Source organism: Lysinibacillus sp. NPDC097195 (assembly GCF_044762075.1).
GTDB lineage: Bacteria > Bacillota > Bacilli > Bacillales_A > Planococcaceae > Lysinibacillus.
Genome location: NZ_JBIWDP010000001.1, coordinates 362,254 through 378,359, shown reverse-complemented (window position 1 = coordinate 378,359; position 16,106 = coordinate 362,254). Strand labels below are relative to the sequence as shown.

The 16,106-nt window shown below is 34.9% G+C and carries 16 protein-coding genes, 1 pseudogene and 1 other annotated feature; of the genes and pseudogenes, 1 reads left to right on the top strand and 16 read right to left on the bottom strand.

Annotated features, from left to right (window positions below):
• Nucleotides 1-265: 265 nt before the first annotated feature.
• From ACIQXI_RS01885 to ACIQXI_RS01810, 16 genes and pseudogenes are all read right to left on the bottom strand, one after another.
• A complete protein-coding gene (locus tag ACIQXI_RS01885) occupies nucleotides 266-721 on the bottom strand; it encodes an ACT domain-containing protein (protein ID WP_402921027.1) in 456 nt (151 codons plus the stop codon).
• Between the two features lie 24 nt (nucleotides 722-745).
• Complete coding sequence (obgE, locus tag ACIQXI_RS01880; RefSeq protein WP_402921024.1) at nucleotides 746-2,035, bottom strand: GTPase ObgE; 1,290 nt, start codon at nucleotides 2,033-2,035, stop codon at nucleotides 746-748.
• Between the two features lie 5 nt (nucleotides 2,036-2,040).
• Nucleotides 2,041-2,568, bottom strand: coding sequence for a Spo0B domain-containing protein (locus ACIQXI_RS01875; protein WP_402921021.1), 528 nt, complete (start codon nucleotides 2,566-2,568; stop codon nucleotides 2,041-2,043).
• 137 nt (nucleotides 2,569-2,705) lie between these two features.
• Nucleotides 2,706-3,005, bottom strand: coding sequence for a 50S ribosomal protein L27 (rpmA, locus tag ACIQXI_RS01870; protein ID WP_004226673.1), 300 nt, complete (start codon nucleotides 3,003-3,005; stop codon nucleotides 2,706-2,708).
• Nucleotides 3,002-3,358 carry a ribosomal-processing cysteine protease Prp gene (locus tag ACIQXI_RS01865; RefSeq protein WP_402921018.1) on the bottom strand — a complete coding sequence of 119 codons (357 nt, stop codon included), beginning with the start codon at nucleotides 3,356-3,358 and terminating at the stop codon, nucleotides 3,002-3,004. The genes rpmA and ACIQXI_RS01865 overlap by 4 nt, the downstream gene beginning before the upstream one ends.
• 16 nt (nucleotides 3,359-3,374) lie before the next feature.
• The gene (gene rplU / locus ACIQXI_RS01860) at nucleotides 3,375-3,683 is read right to left on the bottom strand and encodes a 50S ribosomal protein L21 (RefSeq protein ID WP_010860053.1); all 309 of its coding nucleotides are present in this window, start codon (nucleotides 3,681-3,683) and stop codon (nucleotides 3,375-3,377) included.
• Nucleotides 3,684-3,697: 14 nt separating this feature from the next.
• Nucleotides 3,698-3,773: a sequence feature (ribosomal protein L21 leader region), on the bottom strand.
• Nucleotides 3,774-3,818: 45 nt separating this feature from the next.
• Nucleotides 3,819-4,430, bottom strand: coding sequence for a site-2 protease family protein (locus ACIQXI_RS01855; protein WP_402921015.1), 612 nt, complete (start codon nucleotides 4,428-4,430; stop codon nucleotides 3,819-3,821).
• The gene (locus ACIQXI_RS01850; protein ID WP_402921012.1) at nucleotides 4,420-4,974 is read right to left on the bottom strand and encodes a peptidoglycan DD-metalloendopeptidase family protein; all 555 of its coding nucleotides are present in this window, start codon (nucleotides 4,972-4,974) and stop codon (nucleotides 4,420-4,422) included. The genes ACIQXI_RS01855 and ACIQXI_RS01850 overlap by 11 nt, the downstream gene beginning before the upstream one ends.
• 126 nt (nucleotides 4,975-5,100) lie before the next feature.
• Entirely contained in the window at nucleotides 5,101-5,898 is a 798-nt protein-coding gene (minD, locus tag ACIQXI_RS01845; RefSeq protein WP_402921009.1) for a septum site-determining protein MinD, read from the bottom strand.
• A 1-nt stretch (nucleotide 5,899) separates the two neighbouring features.
• On the bottom strand, nucleotides 5,900-6,568 hold the full coding sequence (minC, locus tag ACIQXI_RS01840) for a septum site-determining protein MinC (RefSeq protein ID WP_402921006.1): 669 nt from the start codon (nucleotides 6,566-6,568) through the stop codon (nucleotides 5,900-5,902).
• A 29-nt stretch (nucleotides 6,569-6,597) separates the two neighbouring features.
• The gene (gene mreD / locus ACIQXI_RS01835; protein ID WP_402921003.1) at nucleotides 6,598-7,122 is read right to left on the bottom strand and encodes a rod shape-determining protein MreD; all 525 of its coding nucleotides are present in this window, start codon (nucleotides 7,120-7,122) and stop codon (nucleotides 6,598-6,600) included.
• Entirely contained in the window at nucleotides 7,122-8,033 is a 912-nt protein-coding gene (mreC, locus tag ACIQXI_RS01830; protein WP_402921000.1) for a rod shape-determining protein MreC, read from the bottom strand. Before mreC ends, mreD begins: the two co-directional genes overlap by 1 nt.
• Before the next feature lie 13 nt (nucleotides 8,034-8,046).
• On the bottom strand, nucleotides 8,047-9,066 hold the full coding sequence (locus ACIQXI_RS01825) for a rod shape-determining protein (protein WP_402920997.1): 1,020 nt from the start codon (nucleotides 9,064-9,066) through the stop codon (nucleotides 8,047-8,049).
• A gap of 790 nt (nucleotides 9,067-9,856) precedes the next feature.
• Nucleotides 9,857-10,015: pseudogene (locus ACIQXI_RS01820) on the bottom strand (JAB domain-containing protein); the annotation flags it as partial.
• A 341-nt stretch (nucleotides 10,016-10,356) separates the two neighbouring features.
• Entirely contained in the window at nucleotides 10,357-11,370 is a 1,014-nt protein-coding gene (locus ACIQXI_RS01815) for a DUF4236 domain-containing protein (protein WP_402920995.1), read from the bottom strand.
• Nucleotides 11,371-11,941: 571 nt separating this feature from the next.
• Nucleotides 11,942-15,238: an nSTAND3 domain-containing NTPase gene (locus tag ACIQXI_RS01810; protein WP_402920992.1), complete on the bottom strand. Its 3,297-nt coding sequence runs from the start codon at nucleotides 15,236-15,238 to the stop codon at nucleotides 11,942-11,944.
• Nucleotides 15,239-15,401: 163 nt separating this feature from the next.
• Here ACIQXI_RS01810 and ACIQXI_RS01805 point away from each other — a divergent pair, with 163 nt between their 5' ends.
• A complete protein-coding gene (locus ACIQXI_RS01805) occupies nucleotides 15,402-16,094 on the top strand; it encodes an AbiTii domain-containing protein (RefSeq protein ID WP_402920989.1) in 693 nt (230 codons plus the stop codon).
• Nucleotides 16,095-16,106 lie beyond the last annotated feature (12 nt).

Below are 16,106 nucleotides of genomic sequence, written 5' to 3'. Positions count from 1 at the left end.
CGCATAAAAAGAAAAGGCTTTATATAAGCCCCGTAAAAATATGATTGTGATTCCTATATTCACTTTAAAATACCGTGAATTAAATCAATATACAAAAATAATTTCGCAGTACTTCTGCATTATAGCGACTTAAGCGAGACCTCACAGAGGCTTGACTTCAGCTTCAGCGAGGCTTGCTCATCGCATGCGGAAAGGGAGCGAAATTTTGTATTAACAGCTACTAATATTCACTGTAACAGACAAAGGGGCATTGCAAACTGCCCCTTTACAATGCACCAGAACTAATAACCTCAGCTGACTCTACAAAATCTAATCGTTTAAGTTGTTGTATTAAGTCATCGAGTTCAGAAGTCATACTCGTCACATCTAAAGACAACGTCACATTCGCACGTCCTTGAATCGGTATTGTTTGATGGATTGTCAGTACATTACAATGTGAATTTGTGACAGTTTCCAATAGCTTAGCTAATGTTCCTTTTCGATCTTGAAGCTGTAAAAAGACAGTTAAAATACGCTCTTGTACAATTGAATGAAAAGGAAAAACAGCATCGCGATATTTATAAAACGCACTTCGCGATAAATCTACTTGCTTTACCGCATCCCAGATGGAGGAAACAGTACCACTTGAAAGTAAGTGTTTTGCCTCCAACGTTTTTTGCATAGCATCTGTTAATACATCTTCACGAACTAAATAATATCGCTGATTCGCAACATTTTTCATACGCTTCCCCCTAAAACTCCTGTTCTAATCTATAAATTCAAACTCAAATTCTTGCAGACGAACTGTATCACCATTTTGTGCACCACGCTCGCGTAATGCCTCATCCACACCCATACCACGTAATTGACGAGCGAAACGACGAATACCATCTTCACGACTAAAGTCTGTCATTTTAAATAGACGTTCAATCGAATAGCCAGTAATAATAAATGCACCATCATCATCACGTGTAATCTCGAAGCCTTCACCTTGTGATTCATGCTTGTACATCACTGTAGCGTCTGATTGCTCCTCTACATCCTCAAATAATGGGAATTCCGGCGTTACTTCAAGTAAATCTGCGATTGCAAATAATAATTCTTTTAAGCCTTGGCGTGAAATCGCTGAGATTGGGAAGATTTGTACATCCTCTCCTACCTTTTTGCGGAATTCCACTAAATTTTCTTCTGCTTCTGGCATATCCATTTTATTAGCTACAATAATTTGAGGACGCTCTGTTAAACGTAGATTATATTGTTTTAACTCCTCGTTAATTGTTAAATAATCTTCGTACGGGTCACGACCTTCCATTCCTGACATATCGATCACATGAACAATGACACGTGTACGTTCGATATGACGTAAAAATTGATGTCCTAACCCTACTCCTTCATGCGCACCTTCAATTAGTCCTGGTAAGTCAGCCATGGCAAAGCTTCGGTGATCCTCTGTTTCAATCATGCCTAAATTCGGTACGATTGTCGTAAAATGATAAGCACCGATTTTTGGTTTTGCTGCAGACACAACAGATAACAGCGTTGATTTACCAACACTTGGGAAACCTACTAAGCCAACATCTGCTAATACTTTTAATTCTAATATAACATTTAATTCTTGTCCTGGCTCCCCTTTTTCAGAAAGTTCAGGCGCTGGATTCGCCGGTGTTGCAAAGCGGGAATTTCCGCGTCCACCACGACCTGCTTTGGCGATAATCGCTTGTTGACCATGCTCTACTAAGTCTGCGATAACTTCCCCTGTTTCTTCATTCATTACAACTGTACCTGGTGGCACTTTGACAATTAAATCTTCAGCGCGTTTACCGTGCATCCCTTTACTCATCCCGTGCTCACCACGGTCTGCTTTGAAATGGCGTTTATAACGGAAATCCATTAACGTACGTAGGCCTTCTTCTACTTCAAATACAACGTTACCTCCGTGACCGCCATCACCACCAGCGGGACCACCATTTGGTACATATTTTTCACGGCGGAAGGCGACCATTCCATCACCGCCATCGCCACCTTTTACATATATCTTGACGTGATCGACAAACATTTAATTCACTCCCTATTTGCACTCAACACATATTGCCAGCACGTATTCGTCTGCACAATTGTTTGAATGTCGAATTGTTTCAAACCTTTTTCGGTGAATGCATCTGCACTCCACAGTCCATTTAGCGTAAACGTCAAAACAAATGTATGATCGTCTACACGTACATCGAGCGCTAGGCTCTGCTCCGTAAACGGATCTAATGTATCATAAACATGCATAACTGTTTTGTTTAAGTACTCTACAACATCCTTGTCAATATTATTCGTGACTGGTTTTTTGATCTCACCATTAAGCTCCAGCGGTAACGCAGGAAAGCGCCACCCTGCTGTTTGTAGCCACTCCATTGTTTGTGGTAATTGTAGACGATTCATGATAGACAATACTCGCAGTTGTTCCGAATAGTGCTGGATAAGTTCTTTTGATTCATCAATTCTACCTAAATCTAAATTCATGCGAATTAGTTGAAGTTGATTCACATAATCATGATTTGCAAAACGTAATACCTCACTAATGGTTAGTGATTGATTGTTCATCCCATTCACTCCAATAAAGTTATCTTAACTAGTATAACAAGTTTTGATGTATTTTTCCCTTAATTCTTCATTGAAATTTAGCCAAAAAAAGGACTGCAATAAATGCAGTCCTCCGCTTTATGTTTACTGTATTAAAATTAAGCTTCTTGTGGAGCTGGGTATACAGATACTTGTTTGCGATCGCGACCTAAGCGTTCGAACTTAACAACGCCATCAACTTTAGCAAATAGTGTATCATCACCACCACGACCTACGTTTGTACCTGGGTAAATTTTTGTACCGCGTTGACGGTAAAGAATTGAACCACCAGTTACGAATTGGCCATCAGCACGTTTAGCGCCAAGACGTTTAGACTCAGAGTCACGTCCGTTTTTAGTAGAACCTACCCCTTTTTTCGATGCGAAAAGTTGAAGGTCTAATGCTAATAACAATTTCATTCTGTTGCACCTCCTACTTGGTTGTAGTTGATTTGGATATATTGTCCGTAATTTTGCACCATAGAATACACTTGAGCAGTCATTACTTGGACAATCAATTGTAGTTTTGTATCAATTTCAGGTTCTAAATCTGTCGGTAAATCTACCTTAAGATAGCCTCCACCTTCAGCTGCTTGTTCAACTTCTGGTTGTAATTGTAGTAGAGCATAAATCGCATTTACCGTACCAATGGCAATAGTAGATGCTCCTGCACATACTAAATCTTTACCAGATTCGTCGTACTCAGCATGTCCTGAAAATTCAAATGCAGACACATGTCTATTTTCATCATGATGTATCGTAACTTTTATCAAGTGTTACACCTCACAATTAAGCATTGATTGATTCAACAACTAATTTTGTATAAGGTTGACGGTGACCTTGTTTACGACGGTAGTTCTTTTTAGCTTTCAATTTGAAAACAACGATTTTCTTTTGACGGCCTTCTTTAACAGCTTTAGCTGTTACAGTAGCGCCTTCTACGAATGGAGCTCCAACTTTAACGTTTTCGCCACCTACGAATAGAACTTTATCGAAAGTTACAACCTCGTCAGCTTCTACGCCTAATTTCTCAACATAGATTTCTTGACCAGCTTCTACTTTGATTTGTTTACCACCAGTTTCAATAATTGCGTACATTTTACTGCACCTCCTCTTAGACTCAGACTCGCCTGTTTATAAAGGTGATCGAATGATACTTAAACCTTATCAGAGCGGTTGTAGTAGCACGGGTGCTACAAACAATAACATTAAAATACTACCACATGAATTCTATCACGTCAACCTGTTCATTACATATTTCTCAAATGCTAAACGGTATTTTCGATAGTTCCATTCTTTTAGCACTTGTAGCCATATAAATAAGCAAAGAATCGCTAGAAAAACGGATTGTGGCAAAGTCATTAAAGTTATAATAAATAGTATAGTAGCAAAAATGAGAGAAAGCGAGTAATAATATTCAAATAAGCGCGCACTTGGATAAACTAAAAATAAACTTGCCAGGATGATCCTTCCTCCGTCTAGTGGAATGATTGGCAATAAATTAATAATTAGTAACACCAACTGCACATTCACGAGTCGAGTCGCAATTAAATCTGGCATGAAAAAAGCAAGGCCAATCCCCAGTATTGTGGCGATTGGTCCTCCTAATGCAATCCAAAGTAGTGAAGATGCTTGCACAGCTGCTGGATTTTCAAATTCAATTTCCCCTCCATACGGTGCAATAACACATGATTTTATTTTCACGCCGCATAGCATCGCGGCCAATAAATGGCCTGCTTCATGCCATAGCAATGAAGTTAATATAATTGCATAATAAGCAATTTGGCCACTGAAAATCATGACCAATATCAGAGGGATACAAAGTAAATGCAATTTAACTTTCATCGTTCTCCGTCTTTTCAAGCCACTGCACAATTTGTTCTAAATTATAATGGGTATTATCTTTTTCAATTGAGATATAAAGTTGGCCTGTCTGCTTCATACCGATTAAGTCATTAGCCTGCACGTTCGTGTATGGTAGTTGTGCTAAACTATCGAGCATTCCATAAGATACCGTTGTGCCATCCTCATAGCTAATTGTCATTGTTTTCCCAGTATATTTAGTATGACCCGTAAAAACAACGAGACCGCTTTGCCCTGAATAGACAGGGAGACCAACATCATATTGTAACAAAAACCCCTCTTTAAAAACTTGCGCATTCGTAAACGTTAATAGTTCAGTTTGCCCAATATCGCTCGAAACCATAATTGTTTCTTCTTCTTTTTTTAACAAACTTTTACCGAGCTCACTTAAATAGGTTATATCTGCTGATGTCGTGACAAGCTTTCGTATAGGCGTCTTCATTACACCTTGATCTTCTAATCGAATTACAAGCATGATTGCAGCCACAAGTAAGATCATGACCATCCATTTCCATTTTTTAAACAAGCTCTCATCCTTTTTTCACACTATATGAGGCGGCATGTCCATTCATGCACGAAAAAGTGCCAGGCACTCACACAATTCTCACACAATTAAAAAACCTTTCCGTGCATAGGCACGAAAAGGTTGAGATTATCTTGAAAATAATGCTTTTAGTTTTGAGAACATACCGCGATGCTCATCTTCAATTGCCATTAGCGGCACAGATTCACCTAATATACGACGGGCAATATTACGGTAGCCTAAAGATGCTTTATTTGTCGGGTCCATAACGACCGGTTCACCTTTATTTGATGAGGAAATAACACCTTCACTATCGACGATAATACCTAATAGGTCAATTGACAAATGTGTTGTAATCTCATTAACGTCCAGTGTATCGCCGTTTTTCATCATATGCTGACGAATACGATTAATAATAAGTTTAGGTGCTGTAATGTCCTCTTGTTCAAGCAGACCAATAATGCGATCCGCATCCCGCACTGCAGAGATTTCTGGTGTTGTTACGACAATTGCATGATCTGCACCGGCAACTGCATTGCGATAACCTTGCTCAATACCAGCAGGACAATCAATTAAAACATAATCATAGTCTCTCTTTAACTCTTCTACTAAGCTCTCCATTTGCTCAGGTGTAACAGCATTTTTATCTGTCGTTTGAGCAGCAGGTAATAAAAATAGTTTATCATCTACACGTTTATCTTTAATTAATGCTTGATGGATTTTACAGCGACCTTCCACAACATCAACTAAATCATAAATAATGCGGTTTTCAAGACCTAGAATAACATCTAGATTTCTTAAGCCGATATCTGTATCTACTAAACATACTTTTTTCCCTTGCAGAGCCAATGCAGTCCCGAGGTTAGCCGTTGTTGTCGTTTTACCGACACCGCCCTTACCTGAAGTTATGACGATCGCTTCTCCCACACTAGCTTCCTCCCTTAGACCCATTTAATAATGGTCGGATATTTTTTAACGCATGAATTTGATCGTATGCAATACGCCCATCATAGCCGATAAATGCACAAGCCATGTCTGCTTGGTTAATAGCTTTTACATGCTCGTCTGACATGACTTCAACTTGATCAGCAATCATAATATGTGTGGCTTCTAAACGAGAGGCAGCAATAATTGCCTCCTTATTCCCCTGTACACCTGCATGCACAATTCCCTTTAGTCTGCCAAGCACATATACATTACCACCTGCTTCTACTCGACCGTTCGGATTCACATTCCCCACAATTACAATATCCCCCGAGGCACGTAGAACTTGTCCCGATCTGACCACTCCTACATATGTATCTTGTTGGCTTTCTATCATTTTCTTGTTGCTTTCATGGACAGTCAGTACTTCACTTTGCACTTTTGCTACAATTAACTCTTCTGATTCTTGAACAATTTTTACAAGCTCTTTTACCTGTTCATCCGAACAGTATCGATAGCCTAAATGTAATTGTACATCTACTTTACCATCGATACCGCCTTCTGAAACTTTTCGTTTTAACTCTTCTACTAACTCGGTATACGAACATTGATCGTCTAAACGGAGAACAAAACCGTCCTTTGTTCCCTTCATATTAACTAATTGTTTTTTCATGAATGCCTCACCTCACGTTGCTCTTGATATTAAGAAACTTCACGTGCTCTCTGTAAGACACGCGCATTAATTAGATACTTGAAGGCCCAACCAAGAATCATTAAAAATAAAGTATTGGCAATGATTGTTGGCAGTAGTCGTGATTGTAAGAAATCCGTTAACGGTATCGTTGTAAAAGCGATTAGATAGAAGAATTGATAGAGTACAAATTCTAAAATTGCTACTAAAACAACTGAAATAGTTGTTGTCACAACTAAGTGCTGATGAATTATCTTCACGATAGACCCTGCTAAAAAACAAATTAGCGGATAGAGTACCGAATATAATCCAATAATATCAATGTAAAACACATCATACAAGACACCAAAAAAAAGTCCATACATTACCGCACGTTGACGGCTGTAATAGATGGAGATAAATATTAAGTATAAAATTAAAAATCGGGGTACTAGATAGTAGATATGCCCACTCACTTCAATCGGTGAAAGCATGGCAAACACTGGTTCTAGTAGAAATAGTACTACTGCAACAGAGGGAATAAGAAAACGAACCATTACTTTTCCCCCTCTTCAGTAGCCTTTTGTGGATTTGTTAAATCTTCATTCGATGAGTCCCCATCAGAACCATCAATCACTGTTATGGATCTTTTAGCTATGACAACATTTTCTAAAATCGAAAAATCTGCAGATGGTTTTACATAAGCCATTTTTGTTAAACCAAAATCATCTGTGCTTACTTCAGTAATTTCTCCGATTGGTACACCTTTAGGGAAAATACCACCTAAACCAGAAGAAACTACTTTTTCGCCTTCTTTCACATTTAAGCTAGAATCGATTCGCTTCATAATGAGTTCATTTCGTTCTTTATCAAAGCCCTCGATTAAACCGTAAGCCTCTTTTTCTCCTAAAACCATCGCAGAAACACGATAGTTAGGATTATTTGTATATAAAAGCTCTACTTCAGAGGTGAATGGAGTCACCAACGTAATTTTACCAACTAGCCCTTTCGCTGTCATAACTGCCATGTTTTTTTCTACTCCATGAGAAGAACCTTTATTTAAAATAATTTTTTCTTCCCATTGGTCAGGATTTCTAGCAATAACCGTCGCTTGAATTGGATCAAAAGCTTTTAAACTAGCTGAATTAGAAAGTTCTAGTAGCTTTTCATTTTCAGATTTTAATACCAATGCTTCGGCTTGAACAGCTGCAAAGTCTTCTAAGCGTGCTTTTAAACGTTTATTTTCTTCGTACGTGTTTAAGAGGGAGTCAATATTATTAAAAATACCTGTTATGTAATTCGCCGGCTTCGCAACAATAGATTGTGCGACGCCGACAGTATCTTTAATAATTTGCTCTGGTAAAGTTGCATTCGTCCGATCTCGTAATGAGAAGCTAATCAATGCCACAAGAAAAACCATGCCCACTAGTAGCAGTATTACTTTCTTATTGAAAAAAAACTGTGGCATTGCCTAAACCTCCTTACCCTTTTACTTGTTGTTGACGAATTAAATCAATATGATCTAAAGCTTTACCTGTCCCAATAGCTACACAGTCTAATGGATCTTCAGCAATAAACACAGGCATATTTGTTTCTTTACTAATAACTTTGTCTAAATTCGTTAATAATGCGCCACCGCCTGTTAAAACAATACCTCGCTCCATAACGTCAGCAGATAATTCTGGTGGTGTTTGTTCCAATGTTTTTCGTACACCGTCAATAATAGACGATACCGCTTCACGCAATGATTCTGAAATTTCATGAGAAGAAATTTCAATCGTTTTTGGTAAACCTGTTAAAAGGTCACGACCTCGAATTTCCATTTTTTCTTCAGGGCCTTCAGCAAATGCTGTACCGATTTCCATTTTCACTGCTTCTGCAGTACGTTCACCAATCGTTAAGTTATACGTTTTACGGATATATGAAATAATGGCTTGATCCATTGCATCCCCACCGATACGAACTGACTCACTTGTTACGATACCGCCTAATGAGATAACTGCTACTTCAGTTGTACCACCACCGATATCAACAACCATAGACCCTGTTGGATCCCAAACTGGTAAGTTCGCACCAATAGCTGCTGCAAATGGTTCTTCAATTGTAAATGCTTCTTTTGCGCCTGCTTGACGTGAGGCATCAATTACTGCACGTTGTTCAACCGATGTAATACCGTATGGCACACAAATCATTACATTCGGTTTTTTCCAATTACCGCCAGAATTTTTACAAGCTTCTTTTAAATAATATTCGATCATCGCCGTTGTAATATCATAATCAGCAATAACCCCATCTTTCATCGGACGAATCGCCACGATAGATCCAGGTGTACGACCAATCATATTTTTCGCATCATTACCAACTGCAACGATGTCCCCTGTTTTTGTATTTTTCGCTACTACAGAAGGCTCGCGTAAAACGATCCCCTTCCCTTTAATAAAAACTAATGTATTCGCTGTGCCAAGGTCAATCCCGACATCTTTACTACCTAATCCAAACAAATTGTGTACTCCCTTTCTATTTAAGCCATACTATCGTTGACATAAAATCATACCGTTCATTATAACGGATAAACGCAAGAATTTGTAGTGCCACATACCTCTTCTTGCAGAAATCTTACTATTTTAATTCCCTCTTAAACTAAATATAGTACGTATAGATTAGCATATTATTTTTTTTCATGTAAGACAACGGATTATAGGCTACCAATTTTTGTGAATGCTATAATATTTCTACGAATACAATAACGTCATCCAACAAAAAAGGTTCATTATAAATTGAACTATTATTAAAAATGATATAACTATACTATCTTTAGATTATACTATAAAAACTTTATCATATAAAAATCGCCACAGTCTACAGAAGTATTTACGGTCTCATGCAAAAAAAGAAGACCTTTTTTGCATACGCGCTGACAATAGAAAAAGTGTTAGATTGACTGTCATCAATCTAACACTTTTCTCTAGTCGTTGATGTATGCTTCAGTTAATGCTTCCAGCTTAAGCACACAGAAAGCCAAAATTTTACTATATTACTTGTTCTAAAAAAGAAGTCAACACGCTCGCTACCATCAACGAATGCGCTTCTCTATTGAAAGTGTCGCTAGTTTTCTAGCTGTGCACGTAGCCTAAGATGCAGGTTGCTTGGCATATCGTTTGTTCCTTCTTAGCAGATGAGGCCCTGTACTTCACTATGTACAAATCTTTTAGGCTCTCCTAGTCGTGCATAAACAGAACAACTTCTCCACTTTACCTAGCATAATTTGTTAGACTTTTTTGTAGGCTAACGCTAAATAAAACCTTTTTCTTTTAAGCTAATAAATTGATGGTCACCGATAATGACGTGATCCAATAACTCAATACCAATAATATAGCCTGCTTCCTGAATTCTTTTGGTTACTTCAATATCCTCCGGACTCGGTGTTGGCACACCACTTGGATGGAAATGGTTTAGTTCGTATTAAGTATGTTCATAAATTAATTTATTTCTAGAAACATTACTTTATAATTTTGAATCCAACTTTTCATATGTAAATTACTTAATTTATTTCTTTTATATATCTTAGAAATTATTTAAATCTACTTCAAAGAATTTTATTAGTTAAATTTCAAAAAAGCCCTTGTGACCAAGGACTTTTTTGACAATAAGGGACATTTCCTTAGTATATTTTAAGTGACGGACCCAATTAACTAGAGATAAATGCCCTATAACTTTCCAACGACTATTTGATAATTATTGCCCAGAGAACCCAGCTAAATACATGTTGGCTTTGCCAAACGAGTTTGGATTCAGTTATTAATGTTTGTATTTGAAAACATAAGAACCGTATTCAAACCATACGTAGATTTTAATTCTATTTGTCCATATAAACAAATTGGCAATTGCACGTTATCTTTAAAACGCTTATCTGGTCCCCCATTTTTGTTTACATACTTCCAAGTATGCCCTACTACTTTTGCATCCATCGGTACAACTTCACTCTCAATGAAATTAGTAGTATGAGTATATGTATTTATATCTGAATAATTAAGTACACCCACCTTGTTTTTTTGTATGATAAATAATTTGTCTGGCAAAAATACAAGTGTTTCTTTGCCCGCTATAAAAGTAGCAGCAGGTGTATTTGCTTGAAAAGGAAATGGTACTTTTTTAGTGCCAATGCAAGGTGTTCTCTTAACTTCATTAGAAGCACCAGAAGAATACTTCCTGTCAATAACTTTGTTTGACTGCATTATTCTCCAAATCTTCTTGCTATCAGTAACATTGAGCATAGGTTCTATACGTTTAGCTACAACTTCTTTCTGATCTTCGTCGATTATATACTCTAAATCCACCAGCCCCTTTGTTTTAACATAAATTTTAAGGCCAACAAAACCAAAGAAGAGTATTAAAAATATGGGCATACTAAAACTCACCAATAATGTTAACCAAATCCCTATATTAGAAATTCTATTTACCATTAGTGTCTTTCGGATAGCCGATAGTATGTCTTCTAATCCTTCAGATACCATATTCGTTGTTACACTATTAACAATTTCTTTGGTCTCATAATGATTTTTATGAATGTCATTATTGTATTGCTGTGGTTTTATATTATTGTTGTTTCTTCCGTTTCCCTTGCCTGTTTCGTCTACAAAAGATATTCCCGTTCCAGGAATAGAAGCTGTCCTACGAGTAGTTCCTTTTGCAGTTTTTGTTACTCTGTAGCCTTTAACGCCCCAACTGTAACCAACTCCTGAATTGCTAATGTTAACCCTGAATCCACCACCTAAATTGATGCTTTTTCTATATCTAATTCCCATGATGATACCTCCATTACTCAATTAAGTTTGAATGTGGTAATCATATATTTTTTTGTAATATTTTACAATAAAAACTCAGAGGTTGTATTGAGACACGCAGGGAAAGTTTCACAATTGACTATCATCTGTTTTTTTACTTCTTCCGAAAATAGGAGGATATCTTGAATAATTTCTTCATATTTTATATTTAAAGTAGATGAAATGATTGTAATTGTCCTCTTCAAAAATACCTAGAGAAAGAAGTAAATGCCAGTATGTTTTTTTATATTAGGTTATTAGGTTCTACCAAGATAAAAAGACGTTTTAAACTTTGTTCTAAATAATAAATTTTCCTCTCTAATTCTTGAAATTTTTTTGCTGTTCATCTTTCACGTTAATTCCTCGCGCACCCATAATATGGCGCTTTTTGGAGTAACGTATTGACTTCTTACAATATCAACAAGAACATAAGAGAAAAATCCTGTTTAATACTAAAACAGGATTTTAATCAAATATCATTCCAAACTATTAGTTCCTTTTTATTAATTATTAGACTTTGTTTTAAAGCTAATGTCAGCTTCTTTACTAAGTATTAAATAACTAAATCTATACTTAACGTGCTCTCTTTACCTTTTGTCCATTTATAATTATCTATTTCAGCTATTACATAATTTAAAAAAGCAGACAACTCTACGTTATCAGAAATCAAAACGATTTCCTTCAATAAATCCCTAAAAAGATTCACTGATTTTCTTTCTCTATGATGTTCAAACTGCGAGTCCATAAAATAAGATTTTAAAGTTGTTTTTATATCATCTATTTTTAATGACTTACTAATACCATTTATGAACTCTGGATAGATTTTTATAATTTGAATTAATAAATTTGGTGTATCATCCCACTCTATCGGATGCATTAATAATAAATTTTTTATAATAAAGTTTTCATTTTGTTTTATTATCTCCTTACATTTATACAGGTTCTTTTTAGAATATTTTTCCAAAAAATATGCAGCTGTATTTGCAGAATTCCCATCTCTATTGAACAAAACTATTTTTTTTGATTTTTCATGAACTTTATCCATTATTGGTAGTGCAGCAATTGCTATTTGTGGCTGAAGATATTCCATTTCATCTAAATGACTTTCAATAATAGTATATACATCGTCTCTAAAAGCATTTAGCATTGCAACAAGCAGAATTAAATCTCTAGGTTGCGTATCCCATAGCCCACTGGTAGTTTTTTTAAGCCTAGTTAAATCTATTTTAGTTATGGCATTCTTTACTTTATTTTCATCTACAGAAATAATACTAGTAATTAAGTCGTAGATAAAACTCCATTCTCTTCCCAAACCATTCATTATACTTTCAGTTAAATATTCTTCAGCTATTCTATCCGAAAATGCTTTTAGACGTTCTTTTTGCTTTCTATTTCTTCTTGGCTTAGTAAATAGTTCATCTCCCCAAAATATATATCTAAATGAATAATCAAGTAGTGAGTTTATAGATTCAGGAAAATTGTATTTAAAGTTTTTCTCAAAACTATCTAGAGCAGAATAATATTCTGATATCGCATAATCTTCATCGTATAGAAATAGTGCTACTAACATTTTCGTTGTCGATTGTACATTATCTAAAGGACAATTTTTTAATGCAGAAGAGATTTCAGTTTTTGGTAGATGTATTTTAAATTTCTCCACCCATTTTTTAGTTTGACCAATCCTTAATCGATCTAAGAAGTTAGCCCAAACATACAAACTAGAAGCATTTGCTTCAATTTCAGATAAATTCTTAATAATGTTTTCTATGTTTAAAGAGTTAACAAAATCCTTTTTCAAAGCCTTATCTTCATTAAAAAAGTTATTTAACAGATTGCTATTTGCATATGCTGTAATTTGATTAGTGTTTTCTATAATTTTTCTGAAATCTAAAGGTTTATTCTCAAAAATATATTTAAAATTATACTTATTATTAGCACTTAATAAACGCTCCATTACAAAGCTACCAAATCTAATACTTTCACTTTCTGTTTCAATAAACCATCTATTTATTAACTCAGAGATTATTTCTTCAGTGAAAATCTTTTTATGGAATACAGTAGAAATATTAAAGGCCCTCGTTAGATTTATAAAAAGATTAATTCCTTGAAAACTAATTTGTTCATCTAATATCTTTTCTTGAATTAATTGAATAAATTTATCTTTCTCTTTAGGGTCTGATTCCGAATAAAATTTAATCACTAATCTACAAGCCATTTGTAAATGTAATGTTCGATAGCCAGTTTCTTTTATGATCATCTTTTGCTTTTCTAAAAAACTCAAATTATGTTCTACCTTTTGCTGAGACTGTTCCCATTCTTTGCTTACTTCAACTAAATTTCCAAATGATATTTCTTTATCAATGGACACTAGCTGATGGACCGCAATTAATGCCAATGTAATATCGCTTCTTCCTTGTTTTTTTATTATAAAGAAATTGGTACTTATGCTATTCCAGCCACCTCGTAAATAAAAGTTAAATAACCAAGGTGTTTCCTCTCTTTTAGCTCCTTCTAATAAGTATTCATAAGGCGTTTCCAAATATAAATTACCTATCTTGATATCCTCACGTATTCTATTCAAAATTGGCACGATAGTCTTTTCATTCGCTTTATAATGAGTGAATAAAGTTTCTATAGCTGACTCCCTAGTAATTATTATGTTTTCAAGTTCTAAATCAATATCACTGGAAATTGTCATAGTTATAATTAATTTCTTATCTTCAGTAACTTTATCTATTACTCTTTCAAGTAATAGTCTATCGATTTGATGTGCATCATCAATAATATAAACAGTTTTATAATTCGAACTTGATAAATTTAATTCGGTTTCGACAGATTCATTTATTAACTTCTTAATTTCCCAACCTAATTTCCTATAATCATTAGCCAGCTGATAACTCATTATCGATTTACCAAAGCCTGGTTCACTTTTAATGATCACAAACCCTATTGTTTCTAATCTTTTACTAGCTATATTAATTTGAGGAAATCTTGCACATGAATCTACATCCGTAGGCCTTAACCTATAACCAAGTATTGCATTTTCAATACCTTTTTTATTGTTAAAGTCTACATTCTCCCAAACATTATTTGGATTGCTTGGTATTTTATTCACTAAGTAATTTATAGCTTTCGATGCAGTAAGTGCTATTGAGTCTGTTGAGAAGGGAGAAATTCTAAAAACTTTACTATCCTTATAATTAGGCTTTAAAGCCTTCTCTACAAATACTTTATCGCTCTCAGAATATCCCAATATAACTATATCTAAAAAATAGTCTTTCTTTATAGAATTAATTATTCCTAATTCTTCATCTGTAATATCACCATCTTCATTCGGTAACAACCAACGACCTTCTAAATTCCTTACATCTCCATGAGGTTTAATTAACTGAATTCTATTTGAATTAATTCCAGTACCATAAATACGTTCCCAAGATGTTTCAAGTAAATCATCCCAATTCAAAGAAACAACTAATTTTATGTACCCATTATGAATTAATTTACAAATCCCTTCATGCACTTCCGAAATATTTTTATTATGATGATCATTAATAGATTTAAACTGCTCTTTTAAATAATACAATGCATTCTCATTATTTTTAATAAAATCGAATGATTGCATGATTTTTTGAGTATCGGAGCCTATAATATCTTTTGCATCTATATTCTCATCAAATCCCATTTCTATTTTTAATTCTTTATATTTATCAATAACTCTCCAGATAAAAGTTGGAAATTGCGCATAAAGTGGCATACCTGATTCATATGAGCCTCCTGCACCAATAACTAATATTGCACCATGTACACGCATATCATCAGCTAATTCATCTATACGAGCGATATAATCCATACAGGTTCCTCCATTCTTATAATATTTAGATTCACGATAAATATTTTTGATAATTATAATATAAAATATTATATCCTATTATATTTTATATTTTCCCATAAGTTACTTTTAACCCCTATATTGGTTTATAATATTAATATTGAACAACGAAAGGAGTCCATAGATGGCTAGAAGCAATTTGTTAAAAGATGTTGTCAGTAATAGCGTTAGTTTAGAGAACATTCTACTTAGACTTAAAATAATTTTAAGTGATTTAGAAGATGGCAGTATTTTAGAATGGATTGATGGTGAAGTTAGCGGATATAAAGAATATGATAGCGTACCTCAATACAGAATAATTGAAGGAAGAGCTAAGGGGACATTCTTGGTAAATCAGAGTGCAAAGTACACTAATGCTCTCGTACCATTGAACTTCACAAGATTACCTGGAGAGTATATTCAAGAAATGTTAACTCTTAACGTCCGAGACGGAATCTCAACAATAGAAAAAAACCTCATTTCGGAAAACAGAGATCAACTTGGCCGACCAATCCCTACAGAATTATGTCACAGCATTTCAACACCCCAACTACAAATTGTAGCTATGGATGTTATGTATGCTGCTAATGATTTCGAAAGTATAATTACCTATGTTAAGAATAAAGTTGTAGATATAATTTTAACTCTTGAAAAAAACTTTAGCACCGAAGCTATTGATACATTAGATATTTCAGAGACGATAGATAAATCTCCTAATATCAAACCCGAGTTAGTATCTGTAATTCATAATCTAGTATATAACGATAGATCAGTAGAAATCGGTGATAACAATAAAGTTTCTCGATCTAAAATTGGCTCATTTTTTAAGGGGAAATGAATTATGAAGATT

What these genes read in the sequence shown, in the direction of transcription:
- ACIQXI_RS01875 (WP_402921021.1), bottom strand. Translation starts at nt 2,568, where the DNA reads ATGAACAATCAATCACTAACCATTAGTGAGGTATTACGTTTTGCAAAT.
- rpmA (WP_004226673.1), bottom strand. Translation starts at nt 3,005, where the DNA reads ATGAAATTGTTATTAGCATTAGACCTTCAACTTTTCGCATCGAAAAAA.
- ACIQXI_RS01810 (WP_402920992.1), bottom strand. Translation starts at nt 15,238, where the DNA reads ATGGATTATATCGCTCGTATAGATGAATTAGCTGATGATATGCGTGTA.
- minC (WP_402921006.1), bottom strand. Translation starts at nt 6,568, where the DNA reads ATGAAAAAACAATTAGTTAATATGAAGGGAACAAAGGACGGTTTTGTT.
- mreC (WP_402921000.1), bottom strand. Translation starts at nt 8,033, where the DNA reads ATGCCACAGTTTTTTTTCAATAAGAAAGTAATACTGCTACTAGTGGGC.
- mreD (WP_402921003.1), bottom strand. Translation starts at nt 7,122, where the DNA reads ATGGTTCGTTTTCTTATTCCCTCTGTTGCAGTAGTACTATTTCTACTA.
- ACIQXI_RS01855 (WP_402921015.1), bottom strand. Translation starts at nt 4,430, where the DNA reads ATGAAAGTTAAATTGCATTTACTTTGTATCCCTCTGATATTGGTCATG.
- obgE (WP_402921024.1), bottom strand. Translation starts at nt 2,035, where the DNA reads ATGTTTGTCGATCACGTCAAGATATATGTAAAAGGTGGCGATGGCGGT.
- rplU (WP_010860053.1), bottom strand. Translation starts at nt 3,683, where the DNA reads ATGTACGCAATTATTGAAACTGGTGGTAAACAAATCAAAGTAGAAGCT.
- ACIQXI_RS01885 (WP_402921027.1), bottom strand. Translation starts at nt 721, where the DNA reads ATGAAAAATGTTGCGAATCAGCGATATTATTTAGTTCGTGAAGATGTA.
- ACIQXI_RS01805 (WP_402920989.1), top strand. Translation starts at nt 15,402, where the DNA reads ATGGCTAGAAGCAATTTGTTAAAAGATGTTGTCAGTAATAGCGTTAGT.
- ACIQXI_RS01815 (WP_402920995.1), bottom strand. Translation starts at nt 11,370, where the DNA reads ATGGGAATTAGATATAGAAAAAGCATCAATTTAGGTGGTGGATTCAGG.